Raw genomic sequence first — 25,319 nt, forward strand, 5'->3', positions numbered from 1 at the left:
GTCGTCTCGCTCAAGGCTGTCGTTGTTCCGCTCAAGGCTGTCGTTGTTCCGCTCAAGGCTGTCGTTACCCCGCTCAAGGCTGCTGCCACTCCACATGCAAGACCCGGTGGGGGATTTGGTGTTCGGCAAAAAACGCCAGCCAGCGCAGCTGGTTTTGTTGCAGGCGGTCGCCGGGTCCCTTTACTTCCACCAGCTCATAGCCGCCCGCCGCCGGAAACAGAATCAGGTCCGGCAGGCCGTTTCGGTGATGGGCGATATCGCTCAGCAGGCGCTGAAACAGCTGCCGCCAATGGTCGGCGGGGATGCGCGTCAGCGCCAGTTCCAGCAGCGCTTCCGGTAGCGCCTCCCAGGCCACCAGCGGGTTGGCGATGCCCTGTTTCTCGCGATAGTGCCGCCACACCCGATGCGCCAGACTGTGGCTGTCGAGTTCGGCCAAGCGCTGTTCGAACGCGGCCCGGCGCAACGGATAAAAGTCGGGGGTGCGAAAGTCGCTGGGCGCCACTTGAAACGGATTAAAAAAAGCCCCGGGCACCGGGGCGAAAACGATGTCCCAGACAAAGAGCCCCAGCACCCCGTTAAACAGGCTGTTTTCCACGTAAAAACACTGGTCTCTTTGCGGGCAGGGAGACCCCCCTTGCAGATAGACGGCGGCCAGCAGCTCCACCCGCTCCGGCGCCTGCGGCAATATCGCGGTCTGGGTGGGCGGCCGGTACCGGGCCGGTGGTTCCCAACCCGGCAGGTGCCCCTCCCGCTTGGCGGTGCGGTAACCAAAGCTCTCCGCGAAAACCCGCTCCGCCTCGCTGTGGGGCGTCGCCAATATCTCCCGGCACAGGGCCAGACCGGTATCGATATCGCCGCGCTTGACGGCGATACGTGCCCGGCGCTCCCGGGCCGGCGGCCGTGTGCAGCGCCGGTACAGCTGGTCGGCCGCCTCCAGTTCGTCCAGCCGTTCCAGCTGCCGGGCCAGCGCCAGGCGCAGGCGGTCCAGGCGCCGGTGCAGGGCGGCATCGCCATCACCCTCACCTTTGTTCTCGCCCGCGGGGGTGGGCAGCTGCCCGGCCAGCGCCAGAATCGTGTCCGGCCCGGCGCACAGAGTGCTTTCCAGCTGCTCCAGGCAGTCGTAATAGCGCAGGTGCTGGATGATCTGCGCCCGGCTCTGGAACGGCAGGTGCTGTCGATCCAGCGGGTAATCCTCGTAGCGATACAGCCCCAGGTCCCGCAACACATAGTCGGTCGGGTCCTGGTGCAGGTTGCCAAAAAAGCAGAGTTTAAAAGTCTCAAAGTGCTCCGCTGCCTGCACCGCCATCAGGGATTCAGCCGCCAGCAAAGCATGCAGCAGCACCGCCTGGTCCGCGCCTTGCTCCAGCAGGGCCAGCTCCAGCGCCTGGCGTTTCAGTGTCTTGGGCAGAGGTGTGGGGCTGCAGGCCAGCAGCTCCGCCTTGCTGAACAGCGGCAGGCATTCCCCGAGGGGCAATTCCGGATTGCGCCGCAACAAGCCGGCCTCTACTAACCGGCCCGCGGCCCGGGGCAGGTCATCAATTTCCGGGTAAACCAGCTTGCCCAGGCGAAACAGGGCCCCCGCCGGGGACGGCACCCCTTTGCGCGACAACAGCCGCACATACAGCCGCTGGCTGTCGATATCCAACACCCGAAAAACGGTGTAAAACTGCCGCTCCCCGTCCGAGAGCAGTGGCTCATAGCGCGCCATCACAAAATCCACCAGGGCGCGGAAGTTGGTCAGGTAATAATCCGGTGCCAGTTCAACGGGGGCGGCCATGTTCTACTGCTAATTGATCGCGGTTGATTTTCAGGGCTTATTGCATCAGTGCTTCTATTGTGAAGGCGTGTTCGAGGAGCTCCCTGAGTACTGTACAGTTATACAGGATGCTTAAGGCATGGACAAATCCCGGGAGCGACCGCTCAGCCATCCGGCGGTCAGATATGCCCAATTTGTGCGCTTGCCAGCTGGCCATGCCCCTGGGTTATTCCATCGCCGATGGAATTGGGTTGGGGCTTATCGCCTATGCGGCGATCAAGTTGTTGAACGGGCAGGTGAAATCCTGCCCGCCGGTGGTTTATCTGGTGGCCGGGATATTTACATTGAAGCTCGATTTTCTGTAGGAGCGGCCCATGGCCGCGATCGGCATTGCTTCGTAGTGCAGGCTGATCGCGGCCATGGGCGGATGGCCGCCCCGCCGCTCCTACAGGTGCGGGCGCGGGGCGGTGAAGCCTTGTTGCTCCAGGTAGTTGGCCACCCGCAGGCACCAGTCCTCCCGCCAGGGCGCGGCGATAATCTGCACGCCGATGGGCAGGCCGCTGTCCTCGTCCAGGGTGGGGACGACGCAGCTGGGCAGGCCGGCGGAGGAGATGGGCTGGGTGAAGTAGCCCAGGTTGGGCCGCAGGGGCTGTTCCTCGCCGCGGATATTCAATATTTTCTCCCCCATCCGCGGCGCCACGCAGGGCGTGGCCGCGGCGACAATCACATCCACATTGGCGAACACCTCGCGCACCTTTTCCGCATACCAGTGCCGCACCTGCTGGGCGCGCGCGTACCAGGCCGCCGGGAGCAGGGCGCCGGCGATAAAGCGGTCGCGGGTGTCCGGGTCGAAATCCTGCGGCCGGGTTTGCAGCCGCGGCAGGTGCAGCCGGCTGCTTTCCACGTTGGTGATCAGGTAGGCCGCGGAGCGGCCCTCCAGGGTGCCGGGCAGTTCGATTTCGTCGGCGCAGTCCAGGGCCCGGCAGACCTTGTCCATCGCGCGTTGCGCCTGGGGGAAATCCTCCAGGGAGAAATAGCCTCCGGCGCGGGTGATACGCAGACCATCCACGCCCTTTGCCAATTCGGCCACGGTATCCAGGAGCGGCCGTTCCGCGCAGGCGTGGTCACTCGCACTGTAGCCCTGCATGGCGTCGAAGCTGCGGGCCAGGTCCGCGCAATTGCGCGCCAGGGGCCCGACGTGGTCGAGGCTGTCGCAGAAGGGGTAACTGCCGGTGCGCGGCAGGCGGCCGTAGGTGGGCTTGAGGCCGAAGACGCCGCAGAAAGACGCGGGCACGCGGATGGAGCCGTTGGTGTCGGAGCCCAAGGCCAGCGGCACCAGCCCACCGCCCACCGCGGCGCCGGAGCCGGAGGAGGAGCCACCGCTCATATGCGTGGTGTTCCAGGGGTTGGCGCAGTTGCCGTAGTGGCGGTTCTCGCCGGTAAAGTCGTAGGCGTACTCGCCCATGCCCAGGGCGCCAACCAGTATCGCGCCTCTTTCCTCCAGGCGCTGAATCAGCAATGCATCTTCGCGGGCGGGTGGGTTGCCGGCGTTGATTACCGAGCCGGCGAGGGTGGTGAGGCCGCGGATATCGAACAGGTTTTTGGCCGCAAAGGGCACTCCGGCGAGCGGACCGGGCTTGTCTCCCCGGGTCACCATCGCGTCCAGTTGTGCGGCCCGCTGCCTGGCCCGATCGGCCAGTACCCGGGTAAAGGCATTCAGGGCCGGGTTCCGCTCTTCGATATGGGTCAGGAAAAAATCCACCACTTCGCCGGCGCTGAAGCGGCCGTTGTTTACGCCGTCGGCTATGGCGCTGGCGGAGGAAAAGAGCAGCCCGCTCACGGGGACTTCACCTGAAACACGTTGGCGAGGTCGATGGTGTTCGGGTCTATTTCTGCCGCGTCCGCAATCTCGGCCATTTTTGCTGCTGTAGCCAGGTGCTGGGCGATGCCGGCTTTCCATTCCTCGCGGATGGGGATGCGCGTAACTGTCTGCATCAGCTCCAGGTAGACCTGTGGATCAAACCGGTTTTCGTCAGGCATGAATGCTCCCAATTCTCCGAAGGAGCGGCCGCTCCTAAGCGTTGTTCTGTCAGCGAGAAGTCGTTATGAAACAGCCTCTAATCACCCCACAGGTAAAAGCGAATTCCGGCCCGGATGGCATAAGTCTTACTGACGGGCAGCTGCGCAGTCTGCGCCCTGATTGTGGATGTCCGCGTGCAGTTTGTACACCGGCTGCGCGGGGGGATCACCGCCAATGTCAGTGGCGGCGATCCTGATTGGCGCCAGCCTTGTCTGCACCACATTGCACAAGCTGCAGTGGGAATTGATCATGGTCGTGTCCGGCGGGGGATATCCGCACCGACCGCGCGTTACCTGATGCCCGCCGGCCAGCAGGTCATGGGCCTGCGGCTGTTAGGCGTCCAGCACCACCGTTTGAACAATGTTCTGGGGTCTATATTTCAGAGGAAGTGGGCGGGGAAGAGGTCCGCGCGCAGCTGGAGGATTTCGCCGTCGGGATAGCCAGGTCCCTGCACGGGCATATCTGGTGCATTGCCACTATGGGCTACAACGCACGCAGGGATGCGGTGCTGCAGACCCTCGCCTGCCTGGAGCAGGTATTGAAGTTGAATGGCGCGTCAAAATCCGAACTGGCGACGCCGTCCCGGATATCCTGGGACCGCCGAGCTCCAGCTCGGCCAGCGGGCCGCAGGCCCGCCAAACCCGAAAGCGTTAAGGGAAAAGATGATGAATGAACAGATAAATTTCGAAGACTGGCTGAAAGCCGCGCCCAAAGCCGAATTGCACCTCCATCTGGACGGTACTCTGGAGGCTTCCCGCCTGCTGTCTCTGGCGGAAAAAAAACGCATACCATTGTCCTTCCAGACGCTTGAGGAAGTGGAGACCGCCTATAAGTTCGAGAATCTGCAGAGCTTTCTCGATCTTTACTACTTGGGCGCCTCGGTGCTGCACGACGAGGAGGATTTCTACCACCTGATGATGGACTATCTCCAACGCTGCCGCGAAAACAATATCGTCCATACGGAAATAATGATCGAGCCGCAGACCTATTTAACCAACGGTATCGAATTTCCGGTATTTATGGCCGGCTTCAAGCGCGCAATCGCCGATGCCCGCAGCCAGTGGGGCCAGTCCGCGCTACTGATCCTGAGCTTCCTGCGCCATATGCCGGAAGGGGACTCGTTGCACGTGCTGGAGTTGGCGGATGCCTACCGCGACGACTTCGTCGCCATAGGCCTGGCCAGCGGAGAGAGGGGCAACCCGCCACAGAAATTTACCGAGCTCTACCGCCGCGCGCGGGAGCGCGGCTACCACCTAACCGCCCACGCCGGCGAGGAGGGGCCGCCGGCCTATATCCGCGCGGCGCTGGATGATCTGCACGTGGAGCGTATCGACCACGGCGTGCGCTGTGTGGAGGACGAATCGCTGGTGGAACAGCTGTGCGAGCGGCAGATTCCCCTGACCGTCTGCCCGCTTTCCAATGTGCGCCTGCGGGTTTTTCCCGACATGAAACACCACAATATTCTGCAATTGTTGCAGCGGGGGCTGAAGGTCACGGTCAACTCCGACGATCCCGCCTATTTCGGCGGCTACCTGAACGATAATTTCATCGCCCTGTATCGCGAATTGAATTTAAATCGCAAACAGGCCTTGCAACTGCTGCAAAACGGCTTCGAGGCCAGCTTTCTACCCGCGGAAGCCGAGCGGAGTTACCTCGAGCAGCTGCGCAATTTCGCGGAGGCGCGGTAAACGTAGCACAGTAGCAGATTAAGCCAGTCGAACGGCAGTATCTCCATCGGTACTCCGATTTTCTGAACGAATCCAACTGTAGAAGCGGCCTACGGCCGCGATACCGGGAACGCGGAGCTCCGGCTCCGCAACGGGCCGCAGGCCCACCGTTGACTCGCGCCATCCCTGGTGTGAGTCATGGTGGGCAAATGCGGCCTGAGCAGGAATCTATTGCTTGAGGGTTACCACCTCCCCCTTAAAGGTGACCCCGGCCACCATCGCGCCAGCCCCGCATTCGAATTCACTGGAGCTGTTTACTTCGTTCTTTTTGTAGTAGCTGCGGATATTGATCACCGCGTTGCCGCCTTCCCGGCGCGCGCGGTCCTGCAGTGCGATCATCGCGGACAGGAACACCCAGCGACAGGCCTCGGTATCGGATTTGTTGAAAGCGTTGGTTTTTTTATTGGCGGTGAATTCCCCATGGCGTTGGGAGATAGTGCCTTTGGGGGCAGCGCCGAAATGGAGCTGGATATCCCCGTCCAGCTTTGCCTTGGCATCGGGAGTGGACAGCGCATCCTGGATGGACAGCATATGCCGGGTATCCCGTGCCTGTGCGGTATTAAGGGTAGTCAACAGCAGGGCAGCGGTTGCTGCGGCCAGAGTGTGTTTCATTATTTGATCCCCTTGGTTTTGCTGAAAGATCGCGGAAGCTGGGCGAATCATACGAGAATGCTGTGAAAGGAAAAAGCGCGCCAGTCTAGTACAGAATGTCAATTAACTGGCGGAAATTGGTCAGTTTGGGTACTATTCAGGGCTTGTTTGCCGGAGTGGTGACTAGTCCAAAGTGGCCGGGCCTGATCAGAGCCACTGGGCTGTTCGTATGAGGGACCGCCGGATATTGATTTCTTGGGGGATGGGACCAGGTCCCATGATTAGCTGGTGCCAAATCATTTCACACTCTCTGCCTGGCGGGCCTGGGCAACGGGAATCGGGGATCAATCCGATTGGGTTCGATGGCGGCGGGGCGAGTTGAGCCTGGCCGGCGATGCCCTGCCAGACGTGTCATTCCTGCCCGCCATGCAGCGCCGGCGCCTCAGTGCGCTGGCCAAGGCCGCCTTCTCCACTGCTCAGCCGCTGCTCGCCGGGCGCGATATGCCCCTGCTGTGCTGTTCGGTGCACGGCGAGGCACAGCGCACCTATTCCCTGTTGCAGGATGTGGTCGGTGGTGAGCCGCTGTCCCCCACCGCTTTCGGCCTGTCGGTGCACAATGCCATCGCCGGCCAGCTCTCCATCCTCTGCGGTATCCGCTCCCCGGCGCTGGCCCTGGCGGGCGGCGACCTGCCGTTGCAGGCGGGTTTTCTGGAGGCGGCGGGTATGCTGGCGGAAGGGTTCCCCGAGCTGCTGCTGCTGTTCTGCGAAGAGCCGCTGCCGGAGCTTTACCGGCACAGCGCGCAGAGTCCGTCGTTTATCTGCGCCACCGCTCTCCATCTGAGCGCCGGTTGCGCAGGTGAGGCGGCAAGCTGCGAACTGGCGCAGGCCGGCGCCGGCGAGCCGGAATCCGCATTCGAATCCGCCGAATACCAGCTGCCGCTGATTGCGGCGCTGGCGGATGACGGCGGTCGCGTGCCCTTGGGTCGGGGCTGGGAGGTGCGCATTGGCGGCTGAGGAGATTTCCGACGTGCGCAGAGACTGCTATTGGGGGCGTTTGCTGGCCACCGCCGCCGCCTTCAGCCTGTTCGGGCTCGGCGGTCTGGTGCTGGGCCTGCTGGTGTTCCCGCCGCTCAAACTGATCTACCGCGACAGCGAAGTGCGCAGGCGCCGGGCGCGCCTGCTGGTGCACCACGCCTTCAGGACCTTTATCGGCTTTATGCATATCACCGGCATTTACACCTACCGGTTCTGCGACGAAGCGCGGCTGCGCCAACCGGGGCAGCTGGTGCTGGCCAACCACCCGTCGCTGATCGACGTGGTGTTCCTGATTTCGCGCATTCCCAACGCCAACTGCATCGTCAAGGCGAGCCTGTTCCGCAACCCGTTTATGCGCTGGGTGGTGAGTACCGCCGGATATATCCCCAACGACGACCCGGAAAAAATCATCCAGCTGGCGTCGGAGTCGCTGGCGTGCGGCGAGTCGGTGGTGCTGTTTCCCGAGGGCACCCGCTCGGTGCCGGGCAGGGGGCTCAGGCTCCAGCGCGGCGCCGCCTATATGGCCCTGCGCGCCCGGGTGGCTCCCACACTGGTAACCATTCGCTGCAATCCGCCGATGCTGATGAAGAATGTTCCCTGGTACAGCATCCCGCTGTCCCGCCCGCATTTTCAATTCGAGATCGCCACTGGCGACAGCGTTCTGGAACTGCAAAACACGCAGGAAACGCCGCTGGCCGCCAGGAAAATAACCAGACAATTAAAAGAGTATTTCACTGAGGAGTGTGTCGCGTGAGCGAATTGGTAGAAGAACTTAAAGGGCTGATCATAGAAGTGCTGAACCTGGAGGATATTTCCCCCGAGGATATCCAGCCGGAGGAGCCTTTGTTCGGCGAGGGCCTGGGCCTGGATTCCATCGATGCGCTGGAGCTGGGTCTGGCACTGCAGAAAAAATACAACATCACTATCGACGCCGAGAGCGAAACGACAAAGACCCATTTTGCCAGTGTGAACAACCTGGCCAACTTCGTTGCGGACAGTCGCCGCGGGTGAGAGAGATACAAAGATGTTGAATAGTAAAGAAGCGATTCTGTCGGAACTTACCGACATTCTGGTAGAGATGTTTGAAGTGGATGCCGCGGACATTACCCCCGAGGCACACCTGTCCGACAACCTGGATATCGACAGCATCGACGCGGTGGATCTGATCGTGCGGTTGAAGGAGCTTACCGGCAAAAAAATCGCCCCGGAGGAGTTCAAGAGCGTGCGCACCGTGGGCGACGTGGTCGCCGCTATCCAGACGGTTATGGGCCAGGCCTAGAAGTGTCCCGCTTCGCACAGTTGTTGCTGGCCGTTGTTGTCGCACTCTACCCGTTTGCGGTGTATTTCGGCATTCAGTACCTGTCGCTGGGTTCGCTGCTGCTGTTGCTGCTGGCGGTTGCCGGCCTGCGTCTCGCACTGGGCGGCCGCAGCGCAAAGGTCGGGGCCAGGCTGGTGGCCGTGGCGATGCTGATCGTCGCCGCCTTCGCCTGGTTGCGCGGCGATACACAGGGTCTGCTGTGGTATCCGGTGTTGTGCAACAGCATCTTGTTTGCGGTATTCGCCTACAGCCTGCGCCAGCCCCAGACGATCATCGAGCGCCTGGCGCGGCTGCGCGAGCCCGAGCTGCCGCCGGCGGGCGTGGCTTACACCCGTCGGGTGACCCAGGTGTGGTGCGGTTTTTTTCTGCTGAACGGTGGTATCGCGGCGGCCACCGCGCTGGCCGGTGATATGCAGCTGTGGACCCTGTACAACGGCCTGATCTCCTACGGGCTGATGGGAGCGCTGTTTGCCGGCGAATGGCTGCTGCGGCAGAGGCTGATCCAAAAGGTGTAGGCGGATGCATTTCAAATCGATATTCGGCTACGCCACCGATGACAGCCCCCTGTGCCACAGCCGGGGCGGGGCACTGAGCTTTGGCGATTTCAAGCGGGCACTGGCCGGCGCCTGCGACGTGTTGCGCGAGCGGCTGCCGCGAGATGCCGACCGGCTTTCGGTGGTCCTGTACAGCGACGACAGTTACGAGTTCTGCGTGCTGCTGTTCGCCGCACTGGCCTGTGATGCGCAGGTGGTGATCCCGGCCAACAACAAGCGCAGTACCGTACAGCCGCTGCAGCAGGATGTCGACCTGTGGCTGGGGGAGTGGGATGCGGAGGGGGTTGTGACGCTGGGCGAGGTGCCCGCGGCCGACAGCGAACTGCCGCAGAGTTTTTCCGGCGCTATCCAGCTGTTCACTTCCGGCAGCAGCGGCGAGCCGCAGCGGGTGGATAAGACGCTGGCGCAACTGTTGCGGGAAATCGCCGCGCAGCAGCGACACTGGGGGCCGCTGGCCGACGGCGCCACGGTGCTGGCGACTGTGAGCCACCAGCATATCTACGGCCTGCTGTTCAAAGTATTGTGGCCGCTGGCGAACGGCTGCGCTTTTGTCGGCAAGACCTACGTGGATGTGGCGGCACTATTGAGGGACGCGCAGAGGCTGGCCCCGGCGATCTGGGTGGCCAGCCCCGCGCAACTGAGCCGTCGTATTGAAAGCTGGCCCTGGGAACGGGCGGCTTCGCTGCGCGCAATTTTTTCCTCCGGTGGACCTCTGGCGGCGGAGGACGCGGAGCAGATAGAAGCGCTCAGCGGCCTGGCGCCGATCGAGATCTACGGCAGCACCGAGACCGGCGGCATCGCCTGGCGGCGCCAGTCGGAAGGCGACCTGTGGCAACCGCTGGATGGCGTCGAGGTAAGTTGCAGCGACGAAAGCCTGCTGCGGGTGAATTCCCCCTGGCTGGACCGACCCTTCGCCGGGCAGGACCGGGTGCAACTGGAGGCGCGGGGCTTCCGCCTGCTGGGGCGCGCGGACCGGATTGTAAAAATAGAAGAGAAACGTATCTCGCTTTCACAGATAGAGACACTGCTGTGCCGCAGCGATTGGATTGCCGCGGCCAGGGCACTGACCCTGAAGCGTGGGCGCGAGTGTGTGGCCGCGGTGGCAGTCCTCAGCGAAGAGGGCCGGCGCGAATTGGCCCGGCGGGGCAAATCCGCACTGGTGCGCGCACTGCGGGGCTATCTTGCGCCGGACCTGGAGGGCGTGGCACTGCCGAGACTGTGGCGCTTTGTACGCGAGATACCCACCAATCAGCAGGGCAAGAGCCCGAGAGAATTGTTGATGCCAGTTTTCGATGCGACGCCGTCGGCGATGTTGCCGCGGGTCGAAAGCCGCGAAGCGGAGTTGAACCGCGCGCGGATGGTGATAACTGTTCCGGCAGAACTGATCTGCCTCCCCGGGCACTTTGCCAGCGCCCCAGTAGTGCCCGGCGTGGTGCAGATCGATTGGGCAATGCACTACGGTCGCGAACTGCTGGGTATCGGCGGCCGCTTCGATTCGATGGAAGTGATCAAGTTCAAGCAGCTGATGGTGCCCGGCGAGCGGGTGGAGCTGGAGCTGGAATTCAATCCGCAAAAGAACAAGCTGAAATTCCGCTTTCGTTGTGCGGGGGAAGAATCCCGCGAGTACAGCAGCGGACAATTGTGTTTTGATCATGGTTAAACCCTGTTTCGTTATCCCGGTCTACAACCACGAGCGCGCCATCGCCGGCACGCTGGATTCCCTGCGCGGCTTCGGGCTGCCCTGCGTGCTGGTGGACGATGGCTGCAACGAAAGCTGCCGTGAGGAATTGCAGCGGCTGGCGCGGGAGCAGGGCGACTGGCTGCACCTGGTGGTGCGCGGGGAGAATGGCGGCAAGGGCGCCGCGGTAAAAACCGGCCTGCGGGCTGCGCGCGAACTGGGTTTTTCCCACGGTATCCAGGTGGATGCGGACGGCCAGCACGACCCGGCGGACATTCCCCAGTTTCTGCACCACTGCCGGGAGAGCCCCACCGCGCTGGTTTGCGGCTACCCGGTGTACGACCGCTCCGTGCCCCTGGCGAGGCTGCTGGGTCGCTACCTGACCCACGTGTGGGTGTGGATCAATACCCTGTCGCTGGAAATCAGGGATTCCATGTGCGGCCTGCGCTGTTATCCATTGGTGGCGACCGTGGCGCTGATCGACGGCGAGTACACCGGCGACCGCATGGATTTCGATCCGGAGGTACTGGTGCGCTGGCACTGGCGCGGCGGGAAGCTGGTGCAGCTGCCGGTGCAGGTGCGCTACCCGGTGGGCGGCGTGTCCCACTTCCGTGGCCTGCAGGACAATATGCTGATCTCCGCCATGCACACCCGCCTGTTTTTCGGCATGCTGGCGCGCCTGCCGCGCAGGTTGAAACCGGAGGCGGCGCTGTGAGCAGTGTGCACTGGTCGCGCTATCGCGAGCAGGGATTTTTCCTCGGGATCAAATTCCTGTTCTGGCTGCACCACCGCCTGGGGCCCGTCGCCTTCAAGATCGCGGTCTACCCGGTGGTGCTCTGCTATTACCTGAAAAACCGCAGCGGTCGATTGGCGATCCGGCAATACCTGCAACTTTTCTCCGCCCGCTATCCGCAGGCGGGTATCAAACCCGACTGGGCCACCGGCTTCCGCATCTTCCTGAATTTCGCCGACAGCGCGCGGGAAAAGCTCGAGGCATGGTTTGTGGGCATCCCCCTCGGCCGGGTAAATTTTCTCCGGCGCGCGGCTTTGCATCAGTTGGCTCAGGGCGGCCGCGGCAGTGTGCTGATCGGCTCCCACCTGGGCAACCTGGAAGTCTGCCGAGCCCTGGCCAGCATGATGGACGTTACGGTCAATGTGCTGGTGCACACCAAGCACGCGAAAAAATTCAACCGCATGATGAAGCTGCTGAATCCGAACAGCCAGGTGCGCCTAACCCAGGTGACCGAGGTGACCCCGGCGCTGGCGATGCAGCTGTCGGAGTCGGTGGAGCGCGGCGAGTTCGTGGTAATCGTCGGCGACCGCACGCCGATCAATTCCGTAGGCCGCACCTGCAACGCGGAATTTCTCGGCCGCAGCGCGCCCTTTCCGCAGGGGCCCTATATTCTCGCGGCGCTGCTCAAGTGCCCGGTGTACACCCTCTTCTGCCTGCGCGGCCGCGACGGTTACGACATCCATATGGAAAAGCTCTGCGATCGCGTGCAGATGCGACGCGGCGACCGTGAGGGGCATATCCGCGAGCTGGTGGCCGACTATGTGCGGCGGCTCGAACACTACTGCCACAAGGCGCCGCTGCAGTGGTACAACTTCTATCCGTTCTGGGATCAAAATCGATGAATACAGCAGTGTTACAGCGCACCCCGGTGCTGTTCGACGGCTCCGAACTGAGTGTCGAACAGGTGGACGCAATCGCGTGCGGACGCGCCGCGGTGCAGCTGTCGGACGACGAGGGCTTTGTCGCGCGGATCAATCGCGGCGTGGAGTTTCTCGACCGCCTGTGGCAGCAGGAGGGGGTCATCTACGGCGTCACCACCGGTTACGGCGATTCCTGCACCGTCAATATTCCCGGCGAGCTGGTGGAGGAGTTGCCGCGGCACCTCTACACCTTCCACGGCTGCGGCCTGGGTGAGGTTTTCCCCATCGAACAGAGCCGCGCCATTGTCGCCGCGCGCCTGGCGAGCCTGGCCCGCGGCAGTTCCGGCGTGCGCTATAAACTGTTGCAGCAACTGGCGCAACTGCTGCAGCGGGATGTGATTCCGGTGATTCCCCAGGAGGGCTCCGTGGGCGCCAGCGGCGACCTGACACCGCTCTCCTACGTGGCCGCGGTGCTGGCCGGCGAGCGCAAGGTGTGGTTCCGCGGCGAGCAGCGTCCCACTGCGGAAGTGTTTGACCAGCTGCGTATCGAACCGCTGAAGTTGCGCCCCAAGGAGGGGCTGGCGATCATGAACGGCACCGCCGCCATGACCGGTCTCGCCTGTATCGCCTACAGCCGCGCCGAATACCTGTGCCAGCTCTGCGCGCGCATCACGTCGCTGATGAGCGTCGCCCTGCTGGGCAACGCCTACCACTTCGACAATGCCCTGTTCGCGGCCAAGCCGCATCCGGGCCAGAACCGCATTGCCCGCTGGATTCACGACGACCTCAACGCCGGCGAGGCACCGCGCCAGAGCGACCGCCTGCAGGACCGTTACTCCATCCGCTGCGCGCCCCATGTGATCGGCGTGGCCCAAGACTCCCTGCCGTGGCTGCGCCGGTTTATAGAGACCGAACTCAACAGCGCCAACGACAACCCCATTATCGACGGTGAAAACGAGCATGTGCTGCACGGTGGCCACTTCTACGGCGGCCATATCGCCTTCGCCATGGACAGCCTGAAAAACGCAGTGGCCAACCTGGCCGACCTGCTCGACCGCCAGATCGCCCAGCTCGCCGATGTGAAATTCAACAACGGTCTGCCGCCCAACCTGACCGGCGCCGGGGGCGAACGCAAACCCCTCAACCACGGATTCAAGGCGGTGCAGATAGGAGCCAGCGCCTGGACCGCCGAGGCCCTCAAGCAGACAATGCCGGCCAGCGTCTTCTCCCGCTCCACCGAGTGCCACAACCAGGACAAGGTCAGCATGGGCACCATCGCCGCGCGGGACTGCATGCGCGTGCTGCAGCTCACCGAGCAGGTGGCCGCCGCCGCGCTGATAATGTCCTGGCAGGGCGTGCAGCTGCGCCTGCGCGCGGGCGGCGTGGAGGAAGACGGCCTGTCACCGGCACTGCGCGCCAGCCTGCGGCAGGTCGCCGACAATTTTGCGCTGCTGGAGGAGGATCGGGAGCTGGAAAGCGACCTGCGCAATTTCGTCCAGCTGATACAGCAAAAACACTGGCGCTTGTACGATGACTGTTAAAAAAACACTGCCGGACAACTGGCGTGCGGAAGTCGAGTTGCAGGTGCCCTTCCACGATGTGGATATGATGGAGGTGGCCTGGCATGGCCACTACGTCAAATATTTCGAGATAGCCCGCTGCACATTGCTGGACCGCCTGGACTACGACTATCCGCAGATGCGGGAATCGGGTTACGCCTGGCCCGTGATCGACCTGCGCATCCGCTACGCAAAACCCCTGCGCTTCCAGCAGTGGGTTGTGGTGCGCGCGGAAGTAGCCGAGTACGAAAACCGCCTCAAGATCAACTACCAGGTGCGCGACCGCGACAGCGGTGCCCGGCTGACCAAGGGGCACACGGTGCAGGTGGCGGTGGATATGGGCAATGGTGAAATGCTGTTCGCCTCGCCGCCGGTGCTGCTGCAAAAACTGGGGGTGGCCTGATGCAGAAATTAAATGTTGGAACGGCTATTTCCGTAGGATGGGCAAAGGAGCGCAGTGACGTGCCCATCATCGGCGTCCGCGATGGGCAAGCTGCGCTTCGCCCGCCCGGCCGCTCCAGGCATTCACGGCGCCTTCGGCCCTGCAAGAAGAAGTCGCTATTTATTCGGGTGCTATTTGTTCTGTTTTTCCTATCCGCGCCGGCGGCGGCCATAGAGCCCCGCGATACATTGCAACAGATAGAGACACGCCTGCAAAAGTCGCCGCGAATGCTGGGGCGCTTCACCCAGAAAAAAACACTGCCGCAACTGCCGCGGCCGCTGCTCTCCAGCGGCGTGGTGGCGCTGTCGAAAGAACGCGGTGTCAGCTGGCGGGTGGTGCAGCCGCTGCAATCCCACCTGATCATGAGCGAGGAAGGGGCGGGTGACGACGCGCTGGCGCGCCAGATTGCCAATCCGCTATTGCAGATTTTTCGCGGCGATTTCACCCGCTTGGAGGAGTTGTTCGAGGTGCAGGCGCAATTGCGTGAGGAAAGCTGGTCGGTCACCTTGACCCCCAGGAGCGAAGTCCTGGCCGGCTTTATCGCCTCCATCGAAGTGTCCGGCAACAAGAGTATTGAAAGCATTCACCTGGCGGAGGCCAACGAGGCGATAACGGAAATGCAGCTGATCGGGCTGCAGCCGGTGAGCGAAACGGACCCGGAGTTCACCGCGGAATTCAGCGAACAATAACCAGAAATACAATAACCAGAAAACAAACAACAATGAAACGCCGTCTCGCTATATGGTTCACCCTGGCCGCCGCCTTTGCGCTGGCGGCGGCCTTGCGCTACCAGCCCGGCTGGCTGCAGACGGATATTCTCGCCCTGGCCGGCGAGGGCGCCGGCGCGCCGGCGGTGGCCGCGGCGCAGGAAAAGCTCAACCGCAAGTTGCAGCGCAGTCTGCTGTGGATGCTGGTTGCGCCCCGGGGAGAGGCCGCGGCCCTTGCCGGGGCGACGGAAACCCTGGCGCAAAAACTCGCTGCCTCCGCGGCCATCGAAAGCGTCGAATACCGTTGGGCGCAAAGCGAACGCTTCCAGAGCGAGTGGACACTGCTGTTTCCCCTGCGCCAGCAACTGCTGGCGCCCGGAGACCGCGCCCTGTTGCGCGAATCACCAGACCAGCTGGTGCAGCGGCAACTGGCGGCTATCTACGGCCCCGAATCCGGGGGGCTCGACCTGCAACGGGACCCTTTCGAACTCTTCCGCCATTACTTTACCGCCGGCCCGGCGCTATCGCCGGAATTGCACGGGGACATTCCGGTGCAGCGCAGTGGCGAGCGGCAGTTTACCCTGATCCGCGCCACAGCCGGCGCCACCGAACTCAGAGGCAGAATTGAAACGCCCCTGTTGGCACTGCGGGAGGAAATGGGGCTCTGGGCCGAGGCGCAGGGGCTGGAACTGCTGGCGGTGGGCGCGCCCCTGCACACCGAATATGCCGCTGCCGGCGCCCAGCGGGAAATCCGCCTGATCGGCGGCCTCTCCATTGCCGCCATCTGTTTGCTGTCGCTGCTGGTATTCCGCTCCGCAAGGCCGCTGCTGCTGTCGATTTTCGCCATCGGCTGCGGTATCGCCAGCGGCACCGCCGCGGTGCTGGCGCTGCTGGGGCAGATGCATATTCTCGCCTTTGTGTTCGGCACCACCGTCACCGGCCTGGCGATCGACTACGCATTCCACTTTATCTGCAACCGGCTGCGCGGGGATCCGGGTCGCGACGGCGATATCCTGCCGGGACTGCTGTTGGGACTGCTGTCGAGTTGCCTGGCATTTTTCGCCCTGGCGCTGACGCCCTTTCCGCTGCTGCGGCAAATGGGGTTGTTTGTGGGTTTTGGCCTGATCGGTGCCTGGCTGACGGTGGTGTTGCTGTTCCCGGCACTGCTGCGCCTGAAACCCAGGCCCCTGGTGCTTGCGCAGCGCCTGGCACTGGGCAAGAAGCGCTGGTATGGCTTGTGTCTTTCGGCGCTGCTGTTATTGGCCGCGCTGGCGCTGCCGCGACTCGAGTTTGCCGACGATCTGAAACTTTTCTACCGACCGCCGGAATTCCTGGCGGGGGAGGAGGCGCGGCTCAATCAGCTGCTGCCGTCGCGGGCGGAATCCAGCTATTTCCTGGTCCGCGGCGAAAATTGGCAACAACTGTTGCAGCGGGAGTGGCGGCTCGCGGAAAGCCTGCGGGAACAGCAGCACGCCGGCGAACTGCAGTATTTCGAGGCGCTCAGCGAAAAATTCCCGCCGCCGGAGGCGCAGCGGGAGAACTGGGCGCTGATGCGGGGCTTCTACGCCAGCGCAACCGTGGAGGGCTTTTATACGCAACTCGGCTACAGCGAGACGGAAGCGGAACAACTGATCGCCGAGCTGCAGCGGCCCTTCCGGGCGCTGACCCTGGAAGAGTGGCTGGCGGTGGCGGGGAATAATTACCGCGATCTGTGGCTCGGCTGCAATGGCGACGGCTGTGCATCCATAGTGCGCCTCTACGGGCTGGACGGCGCACTGGAAGAGGTGCCGGCTATCGATGGCGTCACCCTGGTGGACCCGCCCCGGGAAATAGCCGCGGTGATGTCGCAACAGCGCGACCTGCTGCTGCAACTGCTGCCGCTGGTGTTGCTGATAGCCTTCGCGGTGATCGCCCTGCGCACCGGTCCGCGCAGGGCGCTGGCCATTATCGGCCTGCCATTGGCCGCACTGGCGGGGACAATGACGGCGCTGATTCTGAGCGGCAGCGGCATCAGCCTTTTCCATGTGGCGGCGCTGCTGCTGATATTCGGCATCGGCGTGGATTACGCCGTGTTCAGCCATATGAGCGACGGCGGGGAAAAAAGTTACACCCTGCTCGCTATCGCCATGGCGGGGGTGACCACACTGCTGGGTTTTGGCCTGTTGGCCCTGTCCGGCACTCAGGCGATTGCCGATTTTGGATTGACGCTGGCACTGGGTACCTCGCTTACCTTGCTGCTGGCGGTACTGTTTTTTATTGGGACGGAACCAGGATATTCCCGTAGTGGAAATCATATGAAAACCGGATAAATAACAGTTGGAGGAAATTTTAGTGCGCGGTATCCATCAAGGAAATCAGAATGAGTTATTTTAATAAAGACAAGTTGAGCGCTCTTGAAGCAAAACAAGAGGCCCAGCGAATCGCTTTCGGTCCATTTGCATTTCAGGCATCAAAGGCGCTGAGAGATCTTGGTGTGTTGAGGGTAATCGAATCGAGCGGTGACAATGGATTGTCTTTATCGGAAATTCTGCAGCACGTGGATTTGTCGAGATATGCGGTGAGAGTGCTGACGGAGGCGGGGCTTGGCATCGGATTGTTGATTCTTAAAGAAGACAAATTCATTCTTACCAAGCTGGGATTTTATATCCTGAACGATCGAATGACTCAGGTAAATATGGATTTTGTCCACGATGTAAATTACCAGGGTTTCTTTCACTTTCAGGAAAGTCTTATCGAAGGCAAGCCGGCCGGATTAAAGGAGTTGGCGCCCGGGCATGAAACAATTTATGAAGCGCTTGCCACACTGCCGGAAAAGGCAAGGGAGAGCTGGTTCAACTTCGATCATTTTTATTCCGATAATTCGTTTCAGAAAGTTCTTCCTGTTATTTTCGGCAGCCCTGTCCAGTCCATCCTTGATGTGGGGGCGAATACCGGAAAATGGGCAATTGCCTGCGCCAACCATTCGCCGGATGTAAAGGTGACAATGTGCGATCTTCCAGGCCAATTGGCGCAGGCAAGAGTGCAAATCGACAAGCACGGCCTGGGTGGCAGGGTTTCTGAATTCCCTGTTGATATCCTGCGTGAAGACTCTGTGTTGCCTGAAGGGCATGATGTCATTTGGATGAGCCAATTCCTGGATTGCTTCTCGGAAGAGGAAATCGTCATGATCCTGAGAAAGGCGGCTGATGTCATGACCAGGGATTCAAGTCTATACATCATGGAAACTTATTGGGACAGGCAGAAATTCGAGAATGCGGCCTTCTGCCTGCAGCAGACATCCTTGTACTTTACCTGCATCGCGAATGGAAACAGTCAGATGTACCATTCCTCTTTGATGCACAAGTGCATTGAGGAGGCCGGGTTGGAGGTGGTGGAAGAAGTAGATGATGTGGGAATCAGCCACACTCTAACCAAGGTGATCAAGCGCCATCGGAGCTGATATGAAGCCTGTTGAACGAGAATTTTCATTACCTTGTGGCAATTCCAGCGGCGCCGGCGTTGCCGCTTGGTACCGGCAACCCCCCTATGAGGCGGGGACAGAGCACCGCCCGGGGATACTGGCGGAAGTATGCGCGGCCTGATTGCCATCGCAGTCGCAGCGCTGCTGCTCACCGGCTGCGTTCTGCAGCCGGGCGGGCGGCCACCGTTGCGCCCGCTGGCGCCTTTGCCCGCGGGGGAGGAGCGCGAGCTGCTGCAGCACTTGCGGGTCGAGTTTCGCGGCGAGCGCAGGGACCTGATGGCGGCGCTGCTTTTGCGGCCGCAGAAGCTCCAGCTGTCGCTGGTCAGCCCGCAGGGTGTCAGCCTGATGGATATTCAGTACGATGGCCGCCAGCTGACGGCCGAGCGCTACCTGCCGGCAACCCGGGCGCTGCCCGCGGAGGCGTTGCTGGCGGACCTGCAACTGGTGTACTGGCCGCTGGAGCTGCTGCGAGGCGCGCTGCCGTCCGGATGGTCGCTGGAAGAGCAGCGCGATGGCGGCGAATGGCAGCGCCGGTTGTACTATGGCGGCCGCTTGCACACGCGGGTGGACTACCGCGGCGATGACCCCTGGACGGCGCAGGTGCGACTGGTGCAGGAGTCCCTGGACTACTCGCTCGCAATCAGGAATCTGTAAAAGACAATAATCCATGGCTTCAACGCGCTTCTATCTCAACCATCTCGGCCTCGCCTGCGCACTGGGCAGCGGCGCGCGCCAGGTGGCCGCGAGCCTGTTCGCCGGCGACTGCTCGCACATGCGCGCGGGCTCCCCCTGGCTGCCGGATTTCGCCGGGCGCCTGGGTGTGATCGGGGAGAGCCTGCCGGCGCTGCCGCCGGAACTCGCGCAGCACGAGTGCCGCAACAACCGCCTCGCACTGGCGGTGGCGCGGCAGATCGAGCAACCGCTGGCGGCGCTGCGCGAGCGGTACGGTCCGCGGCGCATCGCGGTGGTGATGGGCACCTCCACTTCCGGCATCGCCGCCGGCGAGGAGCATCTGCGCGGCGCGAATTCGGGGAGCTACAGCTACCGCCAGCAGCAGCAACTGGCGGCACTGGCGCAATTCGTGGCTGCCTGTTTCCGCGTGCAGGGGCCCCAGATCACCGTATCCACCGCCTGCTCCTCCAGCGCCAACGCCTTTGCCAGCGCGCGGCGCCTGCTGTCGATGAACATCTGCGACGCGGTGGTGGTGGGCGGCGTGGACACCTTGTGCGGCATGACCGTGAAAGGCTTTCACGCGCTGGGCGCACTGAGTGCCGGCCTGGCGCAACCCTTCAGCCGCAACCGCGACGGCATCAACCTCGGCGAGGCGGGCGCCATGTTCGTACTCAGCCGGGAGCCGGGGCCGGTGCGCCTGCGCGGGGTGGGCGCCAGCTCCGATGCGCACCATATGTCGGCGCCGGACCCCAGCGGGGGGGGCGCGGCGGAGGCCATGCGCCGCGCGCTGCGCGCGGCGGGCCTCGCGCCCGGCGATATCGGCTACCTGAATCTGCACGGCACCGGCACCGCGCAGAACGATGCAATGGAGGCGAAAGCGGTGCACGGCGTGCTCGGCGAAGGCGTGCTCTGCTCCTCGAGCAAGCCCGTGAGCGGGCATACCCTGGGCGCCGCCGGCGCACTGGAAGCGGCCTTCTGCTGGCTGGCGCTGCACAGAGAATTTTCCGCTGGCGTGCCACCGCACTGTTTCGACGGCGAGTACGACGAAAAACTGCCGCCGCTGCGCCTGCACCGCGGTGGCGGAAAAGCGGAGAGGCCGCGTTACGCAATGAGCAATTCCTTCGCGTTCGGCGGCAGCAACAGCACGCTGATTTTCGGCGGAGAGGAGTAGAGTTTATGCAATCTTCCATACAAGCTTCCGCAAAAGAGGGACAACACTACCCGGTGAGCGAACTGGTGCCGCACAGCGGCGATATGGTGTTGTTGGATACTGTGGTTTCGGCTGGCGAGGAGACGCTGGTGGCGAAACTGCGCGTGCGCGAGGATGGCCTTTTCGACCGCCAGGGCCGGGTGCCAGCCTATGTGGGTATCGAATATATGGCACAGGCGGTTGCCGCGTTTGCCGGCTACCACGCAAAGTGCGCGGGAGAGGCGGTAAAGCTCGGCTTCCTGCTCGGCTCGCGCCAGTTCCACAGCAATGTGGACAGCTATCAGTGCGGCGACGAACTCACGGTGAGCGTGGAGCGGCTGCTACAGGCGGATAACGGCATGGCTACCTTCGAATGCCATGTGTGCGGCGAGGGTATTGAGCAGAGTGCGCGCCTGAATGTGTTTCAACCGGAAAATATCGAAGAATATCTGAAGGGAAAAAAATAAATGTCCGAGTGGATTCTGGTCACCGGCTCCAGCCGGGGAATCGGCCGCGCCATTGCGCTGCAGCTGGCGCAGGACGGCTACAACATAGTGCTGCATTGCCGCAGCCGCCGGGAGCAGGCGGAAGCCGTGGCGAAAGAGATTGCCGAAGTGGGGCGGGAAGCGAGAATCCTGCAGTTCGATATCCTCGATCGTAGCGGTGCGCGCGAAGCGCTGCTGAACGATGTGGAAGCGCACGGCGCCTATTACGGGGTGGTGTGCAACGCGGGTCTTACCGCCGACAACGCCTTCCCGGCGATGCCCGAGGAGGATTGGGACCGTGTGGTGCACACCAACCTGGACGGTTTCTACAATGTGCTGCACCCGCTCACCATGCCCATGGTGCGGCGTAAGGCGCCGGGGCGCATCGTGGTGATGACCTCGGTCTCCGGGCTCGCCGGCAACCGCGGCCAGGTAAATTACTCCGCGTCCAAGGCCGGGTTGATCGGCGCCAGCAAAGCGCTGGCGCTGGAGCTGGCCAAGCGCCAGATAACCGTCAATTGCGTGGCCCCCGGGCTGATCGATACCGAAATGGTGAACGAGGATCTGCCGGTGGAAGAAATCCTGAAAATGGTCCCGGCCCGTCGCCTGGGCAAACCGGAGGAAGTGGCCGCGACGGTGGCCTTCCTGATGCACGAGCGGGCCGGTTATATCACCCGCCAGGTAATTTCCGTAAACGGTGGTCTCTACTGATGAAACGCGTGGTAGTAACCGGCATGGCCGGCATTTCCCCTATCGGCCAGGGCTGGCAGCAGGTCAGGGAGTCGTTGCAGCAACGCCGTTCCGGCGTGGTGTATATGGATGACTGGAACAAGTACGAGGGGCTGGAGACACGCCTGGGGGCGCCGGTCGTGGATTTCGAGAAACCTAAGCACTACACCCGAAAGCGGGTGCGCAGCATGGGCCGGGTCTCACTGATGGCAGTGCGCGCCACCGAGCTGGCGCTGGAGGAGGCCGGCCTGCTGGACGACCCGATCCTGAAAAGTGGCGCCGCCGGTGTGGCCTACGGCTCCTCCGCGGGCACCCCGGCGGCGATCGGCGACTTCGGCAATATGCTGATCAACCACCGCACCGACGGCCTCAACGCCACCAGCTATATCAAGATGATGTCGCACACCACCGCGGTGAATATCGGGGTCTTTTTCGGCCTGTGCGGGCGTGTCTACACCACCAGTTCCGCCTGCACCTCCGGCAGCCAGGGCATCGGCTATGCCTACGAGGCGATCCGCAACGGCAGCCAGACGGTGATGGTCGCCGGCGGCGCGGAGGAGCTCTGCGCAACCGAAGCGGCAGTGTTCGACACCCTCTTCGCCACTTCCACCAAAAACGAATCGCCGGGTGCCACCCCGCGCCCCTTCGATCGCGAGCGCGACGGCCTGGTGATCGGCGAGGGCGCCTGCACCCTGGTGCTGGAGGACTACGATCACGCGGTGGCCCGCGGCGCGCGGATTTATGCGGAAATTGTCGGCTTCGGCACCAACTCCGACGGCAGTCACGTCACCCAGCCCCAGTCGCCCACCATGCAGGTAGCCCTGCAACAGGCCATCGTCCAGGCGGGCATCGATGCGCAAGCCATCGGCTATGTCAGCGCCCACGGCACCGCCACCGACCGCGGCGACGTGGCCGAGAGCCACGCCACCCTCAACGCCTTCGGCCGTGCCGTGCCGATCAGTTCGATGAAGAGCTACACCGGCCACACCCTGGGCGCCTGCGGCGCACTGGAGTCCTGGGCCAGTATCCAGATGATGCGTGAATGCTGGTTCCACCCCACCATCAACCTGGAAAACATCGATCCGGACTGCGCTGAGCTGGACTACATTCAGGGCGACGGCCGCGCGATCGATACCGAGTATGTGATGAGCAATAACTTTGCCTTTGGCGGCATCAACACTTCGTTGATCTTTAAACGGCGGGCTTAAGGAATAAATCATCAGGGCCTTCGCGGTTTGCTAGAACCTCTTTGTAGGAGCTTGCTTGCAAGCGAACCGTGTGGGTAGTCAATCGCGAGTTGCCGTCCTTGGCGCAACCGTACAGTGTTCGATCAAGCCCCGGCTCCGCCATCCATGGCGGAGCGCCAATCCGCGCACAAAGCGATGCTTTGTATACGCGCGGCTTGGCCCTGCAAGCAGGCTCCTACAGGGAAAGATTGTAGGATGGGCAAAGCGAAGCGTGCCCATCGATTGAATCGAGGAGAAAGCGGTGAAACAAGTTTTTTTTGTGTTGGCCCTGCTATTGCTGTGCCAATCGACATCCGCCAACGAACTGCTGCTCAGCGCCGGTGGCGGCCCGCAGCCGGACTCCGACCAGCATAACCGCACCTACGGCATCGACTATTCCTTCAAAAAATTCGAGAAGAGTCATCGCCAGCATATCCACCTGGGGGTGAGCTACACCAAGGTGGAAACCGATACGAACGAGCACCGCTCCTTCCACGCGATTTCCATCTACCCCCAGCTGAATCTCTATCCGCGCCGGCAGAGCTGGGGTCAACCCTACTTTTTTGTGCGCGCCCTGGGCCCCAGCTATATCAGCAGCAACCAGCTCGGTGACCGCCACCAGGACAACCACTTCGCCTTCCAGGCCCAGGTGGGCTACGCCGCGCGTATCGACTGGCAGGGCAGGGAGGATCTGGTGTTAATGGTCTCCTGGAAGCATTTTTCCAATGCCAATATCTTCAGTGACAACGACGGCATCGATATGCCGTTTGTGATCAATGTAGGACTGAATTTCTGATTTTCAGAAATGATCGCGGTTTTGCAAGGTGACTTGCCGCGATGCTTTTATTTTACCCGTCCCAAGAAGCAAGGAAAATCAACAATGAAAAGGCTAATTGCATTTGTCGCAGCATCTCTTGTTCTCTCTGGCTGCTCAACTTCAACCTATCTAAAACTACCGGAAGATTCGGTACTGAAAATCAAGCGGGGAACCGAAGAGCCCATCGTCGAGGGCAAGGTGACAAGAGCACCGCTGTCCTGGTCTTCCGCCGGTGGCATACCGTACAAGATCGAACAGAATGGCGAGGTTGTTCAGGAGGGCAGGTTGCGTTCCAGCTTTCGGCCCGCGTCCCTTTTCTGGCCGCCGGCCGGCGCTATCTATTGGCCGATGGGGTTTGCCTATCCCTGCTACGATCTGACAAAGAAGGACGACCAAAAATGTTCTGCTGAAACCCTGCAGGCGCTGAAGTCCAAGGACCAATAAGCGCATGATGCGAAGGGTACGACTATTGATATTAATGGTCGTGCCCAATCCAACAATCTCAGTCAATATACCAAGCAGTATTTTGATCGGGCTGAATTTTGAGAACAATAAACTGGCTATCTTGAATATTCAGATTCTCGGTGCGAGTTTTGGCCGCACCGGCACCCTTTCCCTACAGCAGGCACTGGAAGAACTCGGTTTTGGCCCCTGTCTGCATATGAGCAACTTCGCCGCGGATACGGAGCGCTGTTGCGCATGGTTGGAGGAGCTCCATGCGGAGTGGATAAACTGGCCGCGCCTGCTCAGTGGCTTCGCGTCGGCGGTGGACTGGCCCGTGTGTATTTTCCTCGAAGAGATCCTGGAGTGCGCTCCCGAGGCCAGGGTGATTGTTACCGAGCGAGATTTTGACAGCTGGTACCGGAGCGTCTCGGATACCGTCTTCCCGGCGTTGCGTTGGGCGGAATTGATACCCGAAAAGGTGAGGCCGGAGTTTGTGCGACTGGCCAGAGAGGTGATCGGCAACAGGACTTTTGAGGGAGAATTTGATCGGGAGTCCGCCAAACGCCTCTATCGGGCTCACCTGGAAAACATTGTTGAAAAGGTACCCGCGGACCAGCTGCTGCGCTTTAGTATCAGCGACGGTTGGGGTCCGCTGTGCGGTTTTCTCGGGAAGCCGGTGCCGGACAGGCCTTTTCCCCGGGAAAACTCTTCTGGCGAATTTTTTTCGCTGCTGAGCCGGATGCGCAGGAAACGGCGGGTGGAAAAGTAAAGGGGACGAAGCGGTCCATCCGGCAGCCGGGCCGCCGGATGGAAGTATGGGCTGGTTTACTTACAGGGCCAACCGCTTGTGGATAGCGTTATCCAGGTAGCTGATCCAGCGGTTGTAGTTCCGGTGAATGGTGTTGTTTCTCTCGTTGTAATCCAGCATGGAGCTGTTCTTGTAGAGAATATTGTAGCTGTTCTTGTCGTAAGAGATTTCAGTGGTGGCCCGGTGATTGCGCACATTGATGGAGGCTTCGATCAAACCGGGGCCGACTTCGCGGCAGTTCCAGCCTTTGTCCACGCAGCCGGCGAGAATGCCCTGTCTGACAGTTTCCGCGGTTTGCGGCACTCCGTTCAGGCGATTGGGTACCGGGCTATCGTTGATATTCATTACCGGATGACTAGTGCAGGCCGTTAGAAGTAACGTGCTGGTTA

General features: G+C 61.9%; 28 protein-coding genes. 23 read left to right on the forward strand and 5 right to left on the reverse strand.

The window, feature by feature from the left end; genetic code table 11:
- Positions 1-73: 73 nt before the first annotated feature.
- On the reverse strand, positions 74-1,777 hold the full coding sequence (locus ACRC0P_RS17825; RefSeq protein WP_438632649.1) for a VRR-NUC domain-containing protein: 1,704 nt from the start codon (positions 1,775-1,777) through the stop codon (positions 74-76).
- 164 nt (positions 1,778-1,941) lie between these two features.
- Here ACRC0P_RS17825 and ACRC0P_RS17830 point away from each other — a divergent pair, with 164 nt between their 5' ends.
- Complete coding sequence (locus tag ACRC0P_RS17830; protein ID WP_438632650.1) at positions 1,942-2,121, forward strand: hypothetical protein; 180 nt, start codon at positions 1,942-1,944, stop codon at positions 2,119-2,121.
- Between the two features lie 80 nt (positions 2,122-2,201).
- Here ACRC0P_RS17830 and ACRC0P_RS17835 read toward each other — a convergent pair whose 3' ends face one another.
- Positions 2,202-3,596 (reverse strand): AtzE family amidohydrolase, encoded by a 1,395-nt coding sequence (locus ACRC0P_RS17835; RefSeq protein ID WP_438632651.1) that lies wholly within the window; start codon positions 3,594-3,596, stop codon positions 2,202-2,204.
- Positions 3,593-3,796, reverse strand: coding sequence for an AtzG-like protein (locus ACRC0P_RS17840; RefSeq protein ID WP_438632652.1), 204 nt, complete (start codon positions 3,794-3,796; stop codon positions 3,593-3,595). The genes ACRC0P_RS17835 and ACRC0P_RS17840 overlap by 4 nt, the downstream gene beginning before the upstream one ends.
- A gap of 705 nt (positions 3,797-4,501) precedes the next feature.
- Here ACRC0P_RS17840 and ACRC0P_RS17845 point away from each other — a divergent pair.
- A complete protein-coding gene (locus tag ACRC0P_RS17845) occupies positions 4,502-5,524 on the forward strand; it encodes an adenosine deaminase (RefSeq protein ID WP_438632653.1) in 1,023 nt (340 codons plus the stop codon).
- 207 nt (positions 5,525-5,731) lie between these two features.
- Here ACRC0P_RS17845 and ACRC0P_RS17850 read toward each other — a convergent pair whose 3' ends face one another.
- Positions 5,732-6,175, reverse strand: coding sequence for an excinuclease ATPase subunit (locus tag ACRC0P_RS17850; protein ID WP_438632654.1), 444 nt, complete (start codon positions 6,173-6,175; stop codon positions 5,732-5,734).
- Positions 6,176-6,442: 267 nt separating this feature from the next.
- On the opposite strand from ACRC0P_RS17850, the gene ACRC0P_RS17855 reads away from it, so the two are divergent.
- The 21 genes from ACRC0P_RS17855 to ACRC0P_RS17955 all read left to right on the forward strand — a co-directional run bounded on the left by ACRC0P_RS17855 (position 6,443) and on the right by ACRC0P_RS17955 (position 24,891).
- Positions 6,443-7,168: a beta-ketoacyl synthase chain length factor gene (locus ACRC0P_RS17855; RefSeq protein ID WP_438632655.1), complete on the forward strand. Its 726-nt coding sequence runs from the start codon at positions 6,443-6,445 to the stop codon at positions 7,166-7,168.
- A 13-nt stretch (positions 7,169-7,181) separates the two neighbouring features.
- Positions 7,182-7,943 (forward strand): lysophospholipid acyltransferase family protein, encoded by a 762-nt coding sequence (locus ACRC0P_RS17860; RefSeq protein ID WP_438632656.1) that lies wholly within the window; start codon positions 7,182-7,184, stop codon positions 7,941-7,943.
- Positions 7,940-8,200, forward strand: coding sequence for a phosphopantetheine-binding protein (locus ACRC0P_RS17865; protein WP_438632657.1), 261 nt, complete (start codon positions 7,940-7,942; stop codon positions 8,198-8,200). Before ACRC0P_RS17860 ends, ACRC0P_RS17865 begins: the two co-directional genes overlap by 4 nt.
- Before the next feature lie 13 nt (positions 8,201-8,213).
- On the forward strand, positions 8,214-8,468 hold the full coding sequence (locus tag ACRC0P_RS17870) for an acyl carrier protein (protein WP_438632658.1): 255 nt from the start codon (positions 8,214-8,216) through the stop codon (positions 8,466-8,468).
- A 2-nt stretch (positions 8,469-8,470) separates the two neighbouring features.
- The gene (locus ACRC0P_RS17875) at positions 8,471-9,022 is read left to right on the forward strand and encodes a hypothetical protein (protein WP_438632659.1); all 552 of its coding nucleotides are present in this window, start codon (positions 8,471-8,473) and stop codon (positions 9,020-9,022) included.
- Positions 9,023-9,026: 4 nt separating this feature from the next.
- Positions 9,027-10,721 carry an AMP-binding protein gene (locus tag ACRC0P_RS17880; RefSeq protein WP_438632660.1) on the forward strand — a complete coding sequence of 565 codons (1,695 nt, stop codon included), beginning with the start codon at positions 9,027-9,029 and terminating at the stop codon, positions 10,719-10,721.
- Positions 10,714-11,454, forward strand: a complete 741-nt coding sequence (locus tag ACRC0P_RS17885; RefSeq protein ID WP_438632661.1) for a glycosyltransferase family 2 protein — start codon at positions 10,714-10,716, stop codon at positions 11,452-11,454. The genes ACRC0P_RS17880 and ACRC0P_RS17885 overlap by 8 nt, the downstream gene beginning before the upstream one ends.
- The gene (locus ACRC0P_RS17890; protein WP_438632662.1) at positions 11,451-12,374 is read left to right on the forward strand and encodes an LpxL/LpxP family acyltransferase; all 924 of its coding nucleotides are present in this window, start codon (positions 11,451-11,453) and stop codon (positions 12,372-12,374) included. The genes ACRC0P_RS17885 and ACRC0P_RS17890 overlap by 4 nt, the downstream gene beginning before the upstream one ends.
- Positions 12,371-13,933 (forward strand): HAL/PAL/TAL family ammonia-lyase, encoded by a 1,563-nt coding sequence (locus ACRC0P_RS17895; protein ID WP_438632663.1) that lies wholly within the window; start codon positions 12,371-12,373, stop codon positions 13,931-13,933. The genes ACRC0P_RS17890 and ACRC0P_RS17895 overlap by 4 nt, the downstream gene beginning before the upstream one ends.
- The gene (locus ACRC0P_RS17900) at positions 13,923-14,354 is read left to right on the forward strand and encodes an acyl-CoA thioesterase (protein ID WP_438632664.1); all 432 of its coding nucleotides are present in this window, start codon (positions 13,923-13,925) and stop codon (positions 14,352-14,354) included. Before ACRC0P_RS17895 ends, ACRC0P_RS17900 begins: the two co-directional genes overlap by 11 nt.
- Positions 14,355-14,521: 167 nt before the next feature.
- Entirely contained in the window at positions 14,522-15,082 is a 561-nt protein-coding gene (locus tag ACRC0P_RS17905) for a LolA family protein (RefSeq protein ID WP_438632665.1), read from the forward strand.
- Positions 15,083-15,114: 32 nt separating this feature from the next.
- Positions 15,115-17,409 (forward strand): MMPL family transporter, encoded by a 2,295-nt coding sequence (locus ACRC0P_RS17910; protein ID WP_438632666.1) that lies wholly within the window; start codon positions 15,115-15,117, stop codon positions 17,407-17,409.
- A gap of 50 nt (positions 17,410-17,459) precedes the next feature.
- Entirely contained in the window at positions 17,460-18,539 is a 1,080-nt protein-coding gene (locus ACRC0P_RS17915) for a class I SAM-dependent methyltransferase (RefSeq protein ID WP_438632667.1), read from the forward strand.
- 129 nt (positions 18,540-18,668) lie between these two features.
- Positions 18,669-19,214 (forward strand): DUF3261 domain-containing protein, encoded by a 546-nt coding sequence (locus ACRC0P_RS17920; protein WP_438632668.1) that lies wholly within the window; start codon positions 18,669-18,671, stop codon positions 19,212-19,214.
- Positions 19,215-19,227: 13 nt separating this feature from the next.
- Positions 19,228-20,403: a beta-ketoacyl-ACP synthase gene (locus ACRC0P_RS17925; RefSeq protein ID WP_438632669.1), complete on the forward strand. Its 1,176-nt coding sequence runs from the start codon at positions 19,228-19,230 to the stop codon at positions 20,401-20,403.
- Between the two features lie 5 nt (positions 20,404-20,408).
- Positions 20,409-20,888, forward strand: a complete 480-nt coding sequence (locus ACRC0P_RS17930) for an ApeP family dehydratase (protein ID WP_438632670.1) — start codon at positions 20,409-20,411, stop codon at positions 20,886-20,888.
- The gene (gene fabG / locus ACRC0P_RS17935) at positions 20,889-21,617 is read left to right on the forward strand and encodes a 3-oxoacyl-ACP reductase FabG (protein ID WP_438632671.1); all 729 of its coding nucleotides are present in this window, start codon (positions 20,889-20,891) and stop codon (positions 21,615-21,617) included.
- The gene (locus ACRC0P_RS17940) at positions 21,617-22,843 is read left to right on the forward strand and encodes a beta-ketoacyl-ACP synthase (protein ID WP_438632672.1); all 1,227 of its coding nucleotides are present in this window, start codon (positions 21,617-21,619) and stop codon (positions 22,841-22,843) included. Before fabG ends, ACRC0P_RS17940 begins: the two co-directional genes overlap by 1 nt.
- Before the next feature lie 280 nt (positions 22,844-23,123).
- Positions 23,124-23,657, forward strand: a complete 534-nt coding sequence (locus tag ACRC0P_RS17945) for an acyloxyacyl hydrolase (protein ID WP_438632673.1) — start codon at positions 23,124-23,126, stop codon at positions 23,655-23,657.
- A gap of 84 nt (positions 23,658-23,741) precedes the next feature.
- Positions 23,742-24,122, forward strand: coding sequence for a hypothetical protein (locus tag ACRC0P_RS17950; RefSeq protein ID WP_438632674.1), 381 nt, complete (start codon positions 23,742-23,744; stop codon positions 24,120-24,122).
- A 121-nt stretch (positions 24,123-24,243) separates the two neighbouring features.
- Positions 24,244-24,891, forward strand: coding sequence for a sulfotransferase family protein (locus ACRC0P_RS17955; RefSeq protein WP_438632675.1), 648 nt, complete (start codon positions 24,244-24,246; stop codon positions 24,889-24,891).
- Between the two features lie 60 nt (positions 24,892-24,951).
- Here the strand turns inward: ACRC0P_RS17955 and ACRC0P_RS17960 are convergent, their stop codons facing one another.
- Entirely contained in the window at positions 24,952-25,275 is a 324-nt protein-coding gene (locus tag ACRC0P_RS17960) for a hypothetical protein (RefSeq protein ID WP_438632676.1), read from the reverse strand.
- Between the last annotated feature and the right edge of the window lie 44 nt (positions 25,276-25,319).

Origin of the sequence: Microbulbifer sp. (assembly GCF_051659245.1) — a bacterium.
GTDB lineage: Bacteria > Pseudomonadota > Gammaproteobacteria > Pseudomonadales > Cellvibrionaceae > Microbulbifer.

Bases quoted from the DNA above. Each gene is read 5' to 3' on its own strand.
- ACRC0P_RS17825 (WP_438632649.1), bottom strand. From the start codon at position 1,777: ATGGCCGCCCCCGTTGAACTGGCACCGGATTATTACCTGACCAACTTC.
- ACRC0P_RS17830 (WP_438632650.1), top strand. From the start codon at position 1,942: ATGCCCAATTTGTGCGCTTGCCAGCTGGCCATGCCCCTGGGTTATTCC.
- ACRC0P_RS17840 (WP_438632652.1), bottom strand. From the start codon at position 3,796: ATGCCTGACGAAAACCGGTTTGATCCACAGGTCTACCTGGAGCTGATG.
- ACRC0P_RS17845 (WP_438632653.1), top strand. From the start codon at position 4,502: ATGAATGAACAGATAAATTTCGAAGACTGGCTGAAAGCCGCGCCCAAA.
- ACRC0P_RS17850 (WP_438632654.1), bottom strand. From the start codon at position 6,175: ATGAAACACACTCTGGCCGCAGCAACCGCTGCCCTGCTGTTGACTACC.
- ACRC0P_RS17870 (WP_438632658.1), top strand. From the start codon at position 8,214: ATGTTGAATAGTAAAGAAGCGATTCTGTCGGAACTTACCGACATTCTG.
- ACRC0P_RS17880 (WP_438632660.1), top strand. From the start codon at position 9,027: ATGCATTTCAAATCGATATTCGGCTACGCCACCGATGACAGCCCCCTG.
- ACRC0P_RS17885 (WP_438632661.1), top strand. From the start codon at position 10,714: ATGGTTAAACCCTGTTTCGTTATCCCGGTCTACAACCACGAGCGCGCC.
- ACRC0P_RS17895 (WP_438632663.1), top strand. From the start codon at position 12,371: ATGAATACAGCAGTGTTACAGCGCACCCCGGTGCTGTTCGACGGCTCC.
- ACRC0P_RS17900 (WP_438632664.1), top strand. From the start codon at position 13,923: ATGACTGTTAAAAAAACACTGCCGGACAACTGGCGTGCGGAAGTCGAG.
- ACRC0P_RS17910 (WP_438632666.1), top strand. From the start codon at position 15,115: ATGAAACGCCGTCTCGCTATATGGTTCACCCTGGCCGCCGCCTTTGCG.
- ACRC0P_RS17915 (WP_438632667.1), top strand. From the start codon at position 17,460: ATGAGTTATTTTAATAAAGACAAGTTGAGCGCTCTTGAAGCAAAACAA.
- ACRC0P_RS17920 (WP_438632668.1), top strand. From the start codon at position 18,669: ATGCGCGGCCTGATTGCCATCGCAGTCGCAGCGCTGCTGCTCACCGGC.
- ACRC0P_RS17925 (WP_438632669.1), top strand. From the start codon at position 19,228: ATGGCTTCAACGCGCTTCTATCTCAACCATCTCGGCCTCGCCTGCGCA.
- ACRC0P_RS17930 (WP_438632670.1), top strand. From the start codon at position 20,409: ATGCAATCTTCCATACAAGCTTCCGCAAAAGAGGGACAACACTACCCG.
- fabG (WP_438632671.1), top strand. From the start codon at position 20,889: ATGTCCGAGTGGATTCTGGTCACCGGCTCCAGCCGGGGAATCGGCCGC.
- ACRC0P_RS17940 (WP_438632672.1), top strand. From the start codon at position 21,617: ATGAAACGCGTGGTAGTAACCGGCATGGCCGGCATTTCCCCTATCGGC.
- ACRC0P_RS17950 (WP_438632674.1), top strand. From the start codon at position 23,742: ATGAAAAGGCTAATTGCATTTGTCGCAGCATCTCTTGTTCTCTCTGGC.
- ACRC0P_RS17960 (WP_438632676.1), bottom strand. From the start codon at position 25,275: ATGAATATCAACGATAGCCCGGTACCCAATCGCCTGAACGGAGTGCCG.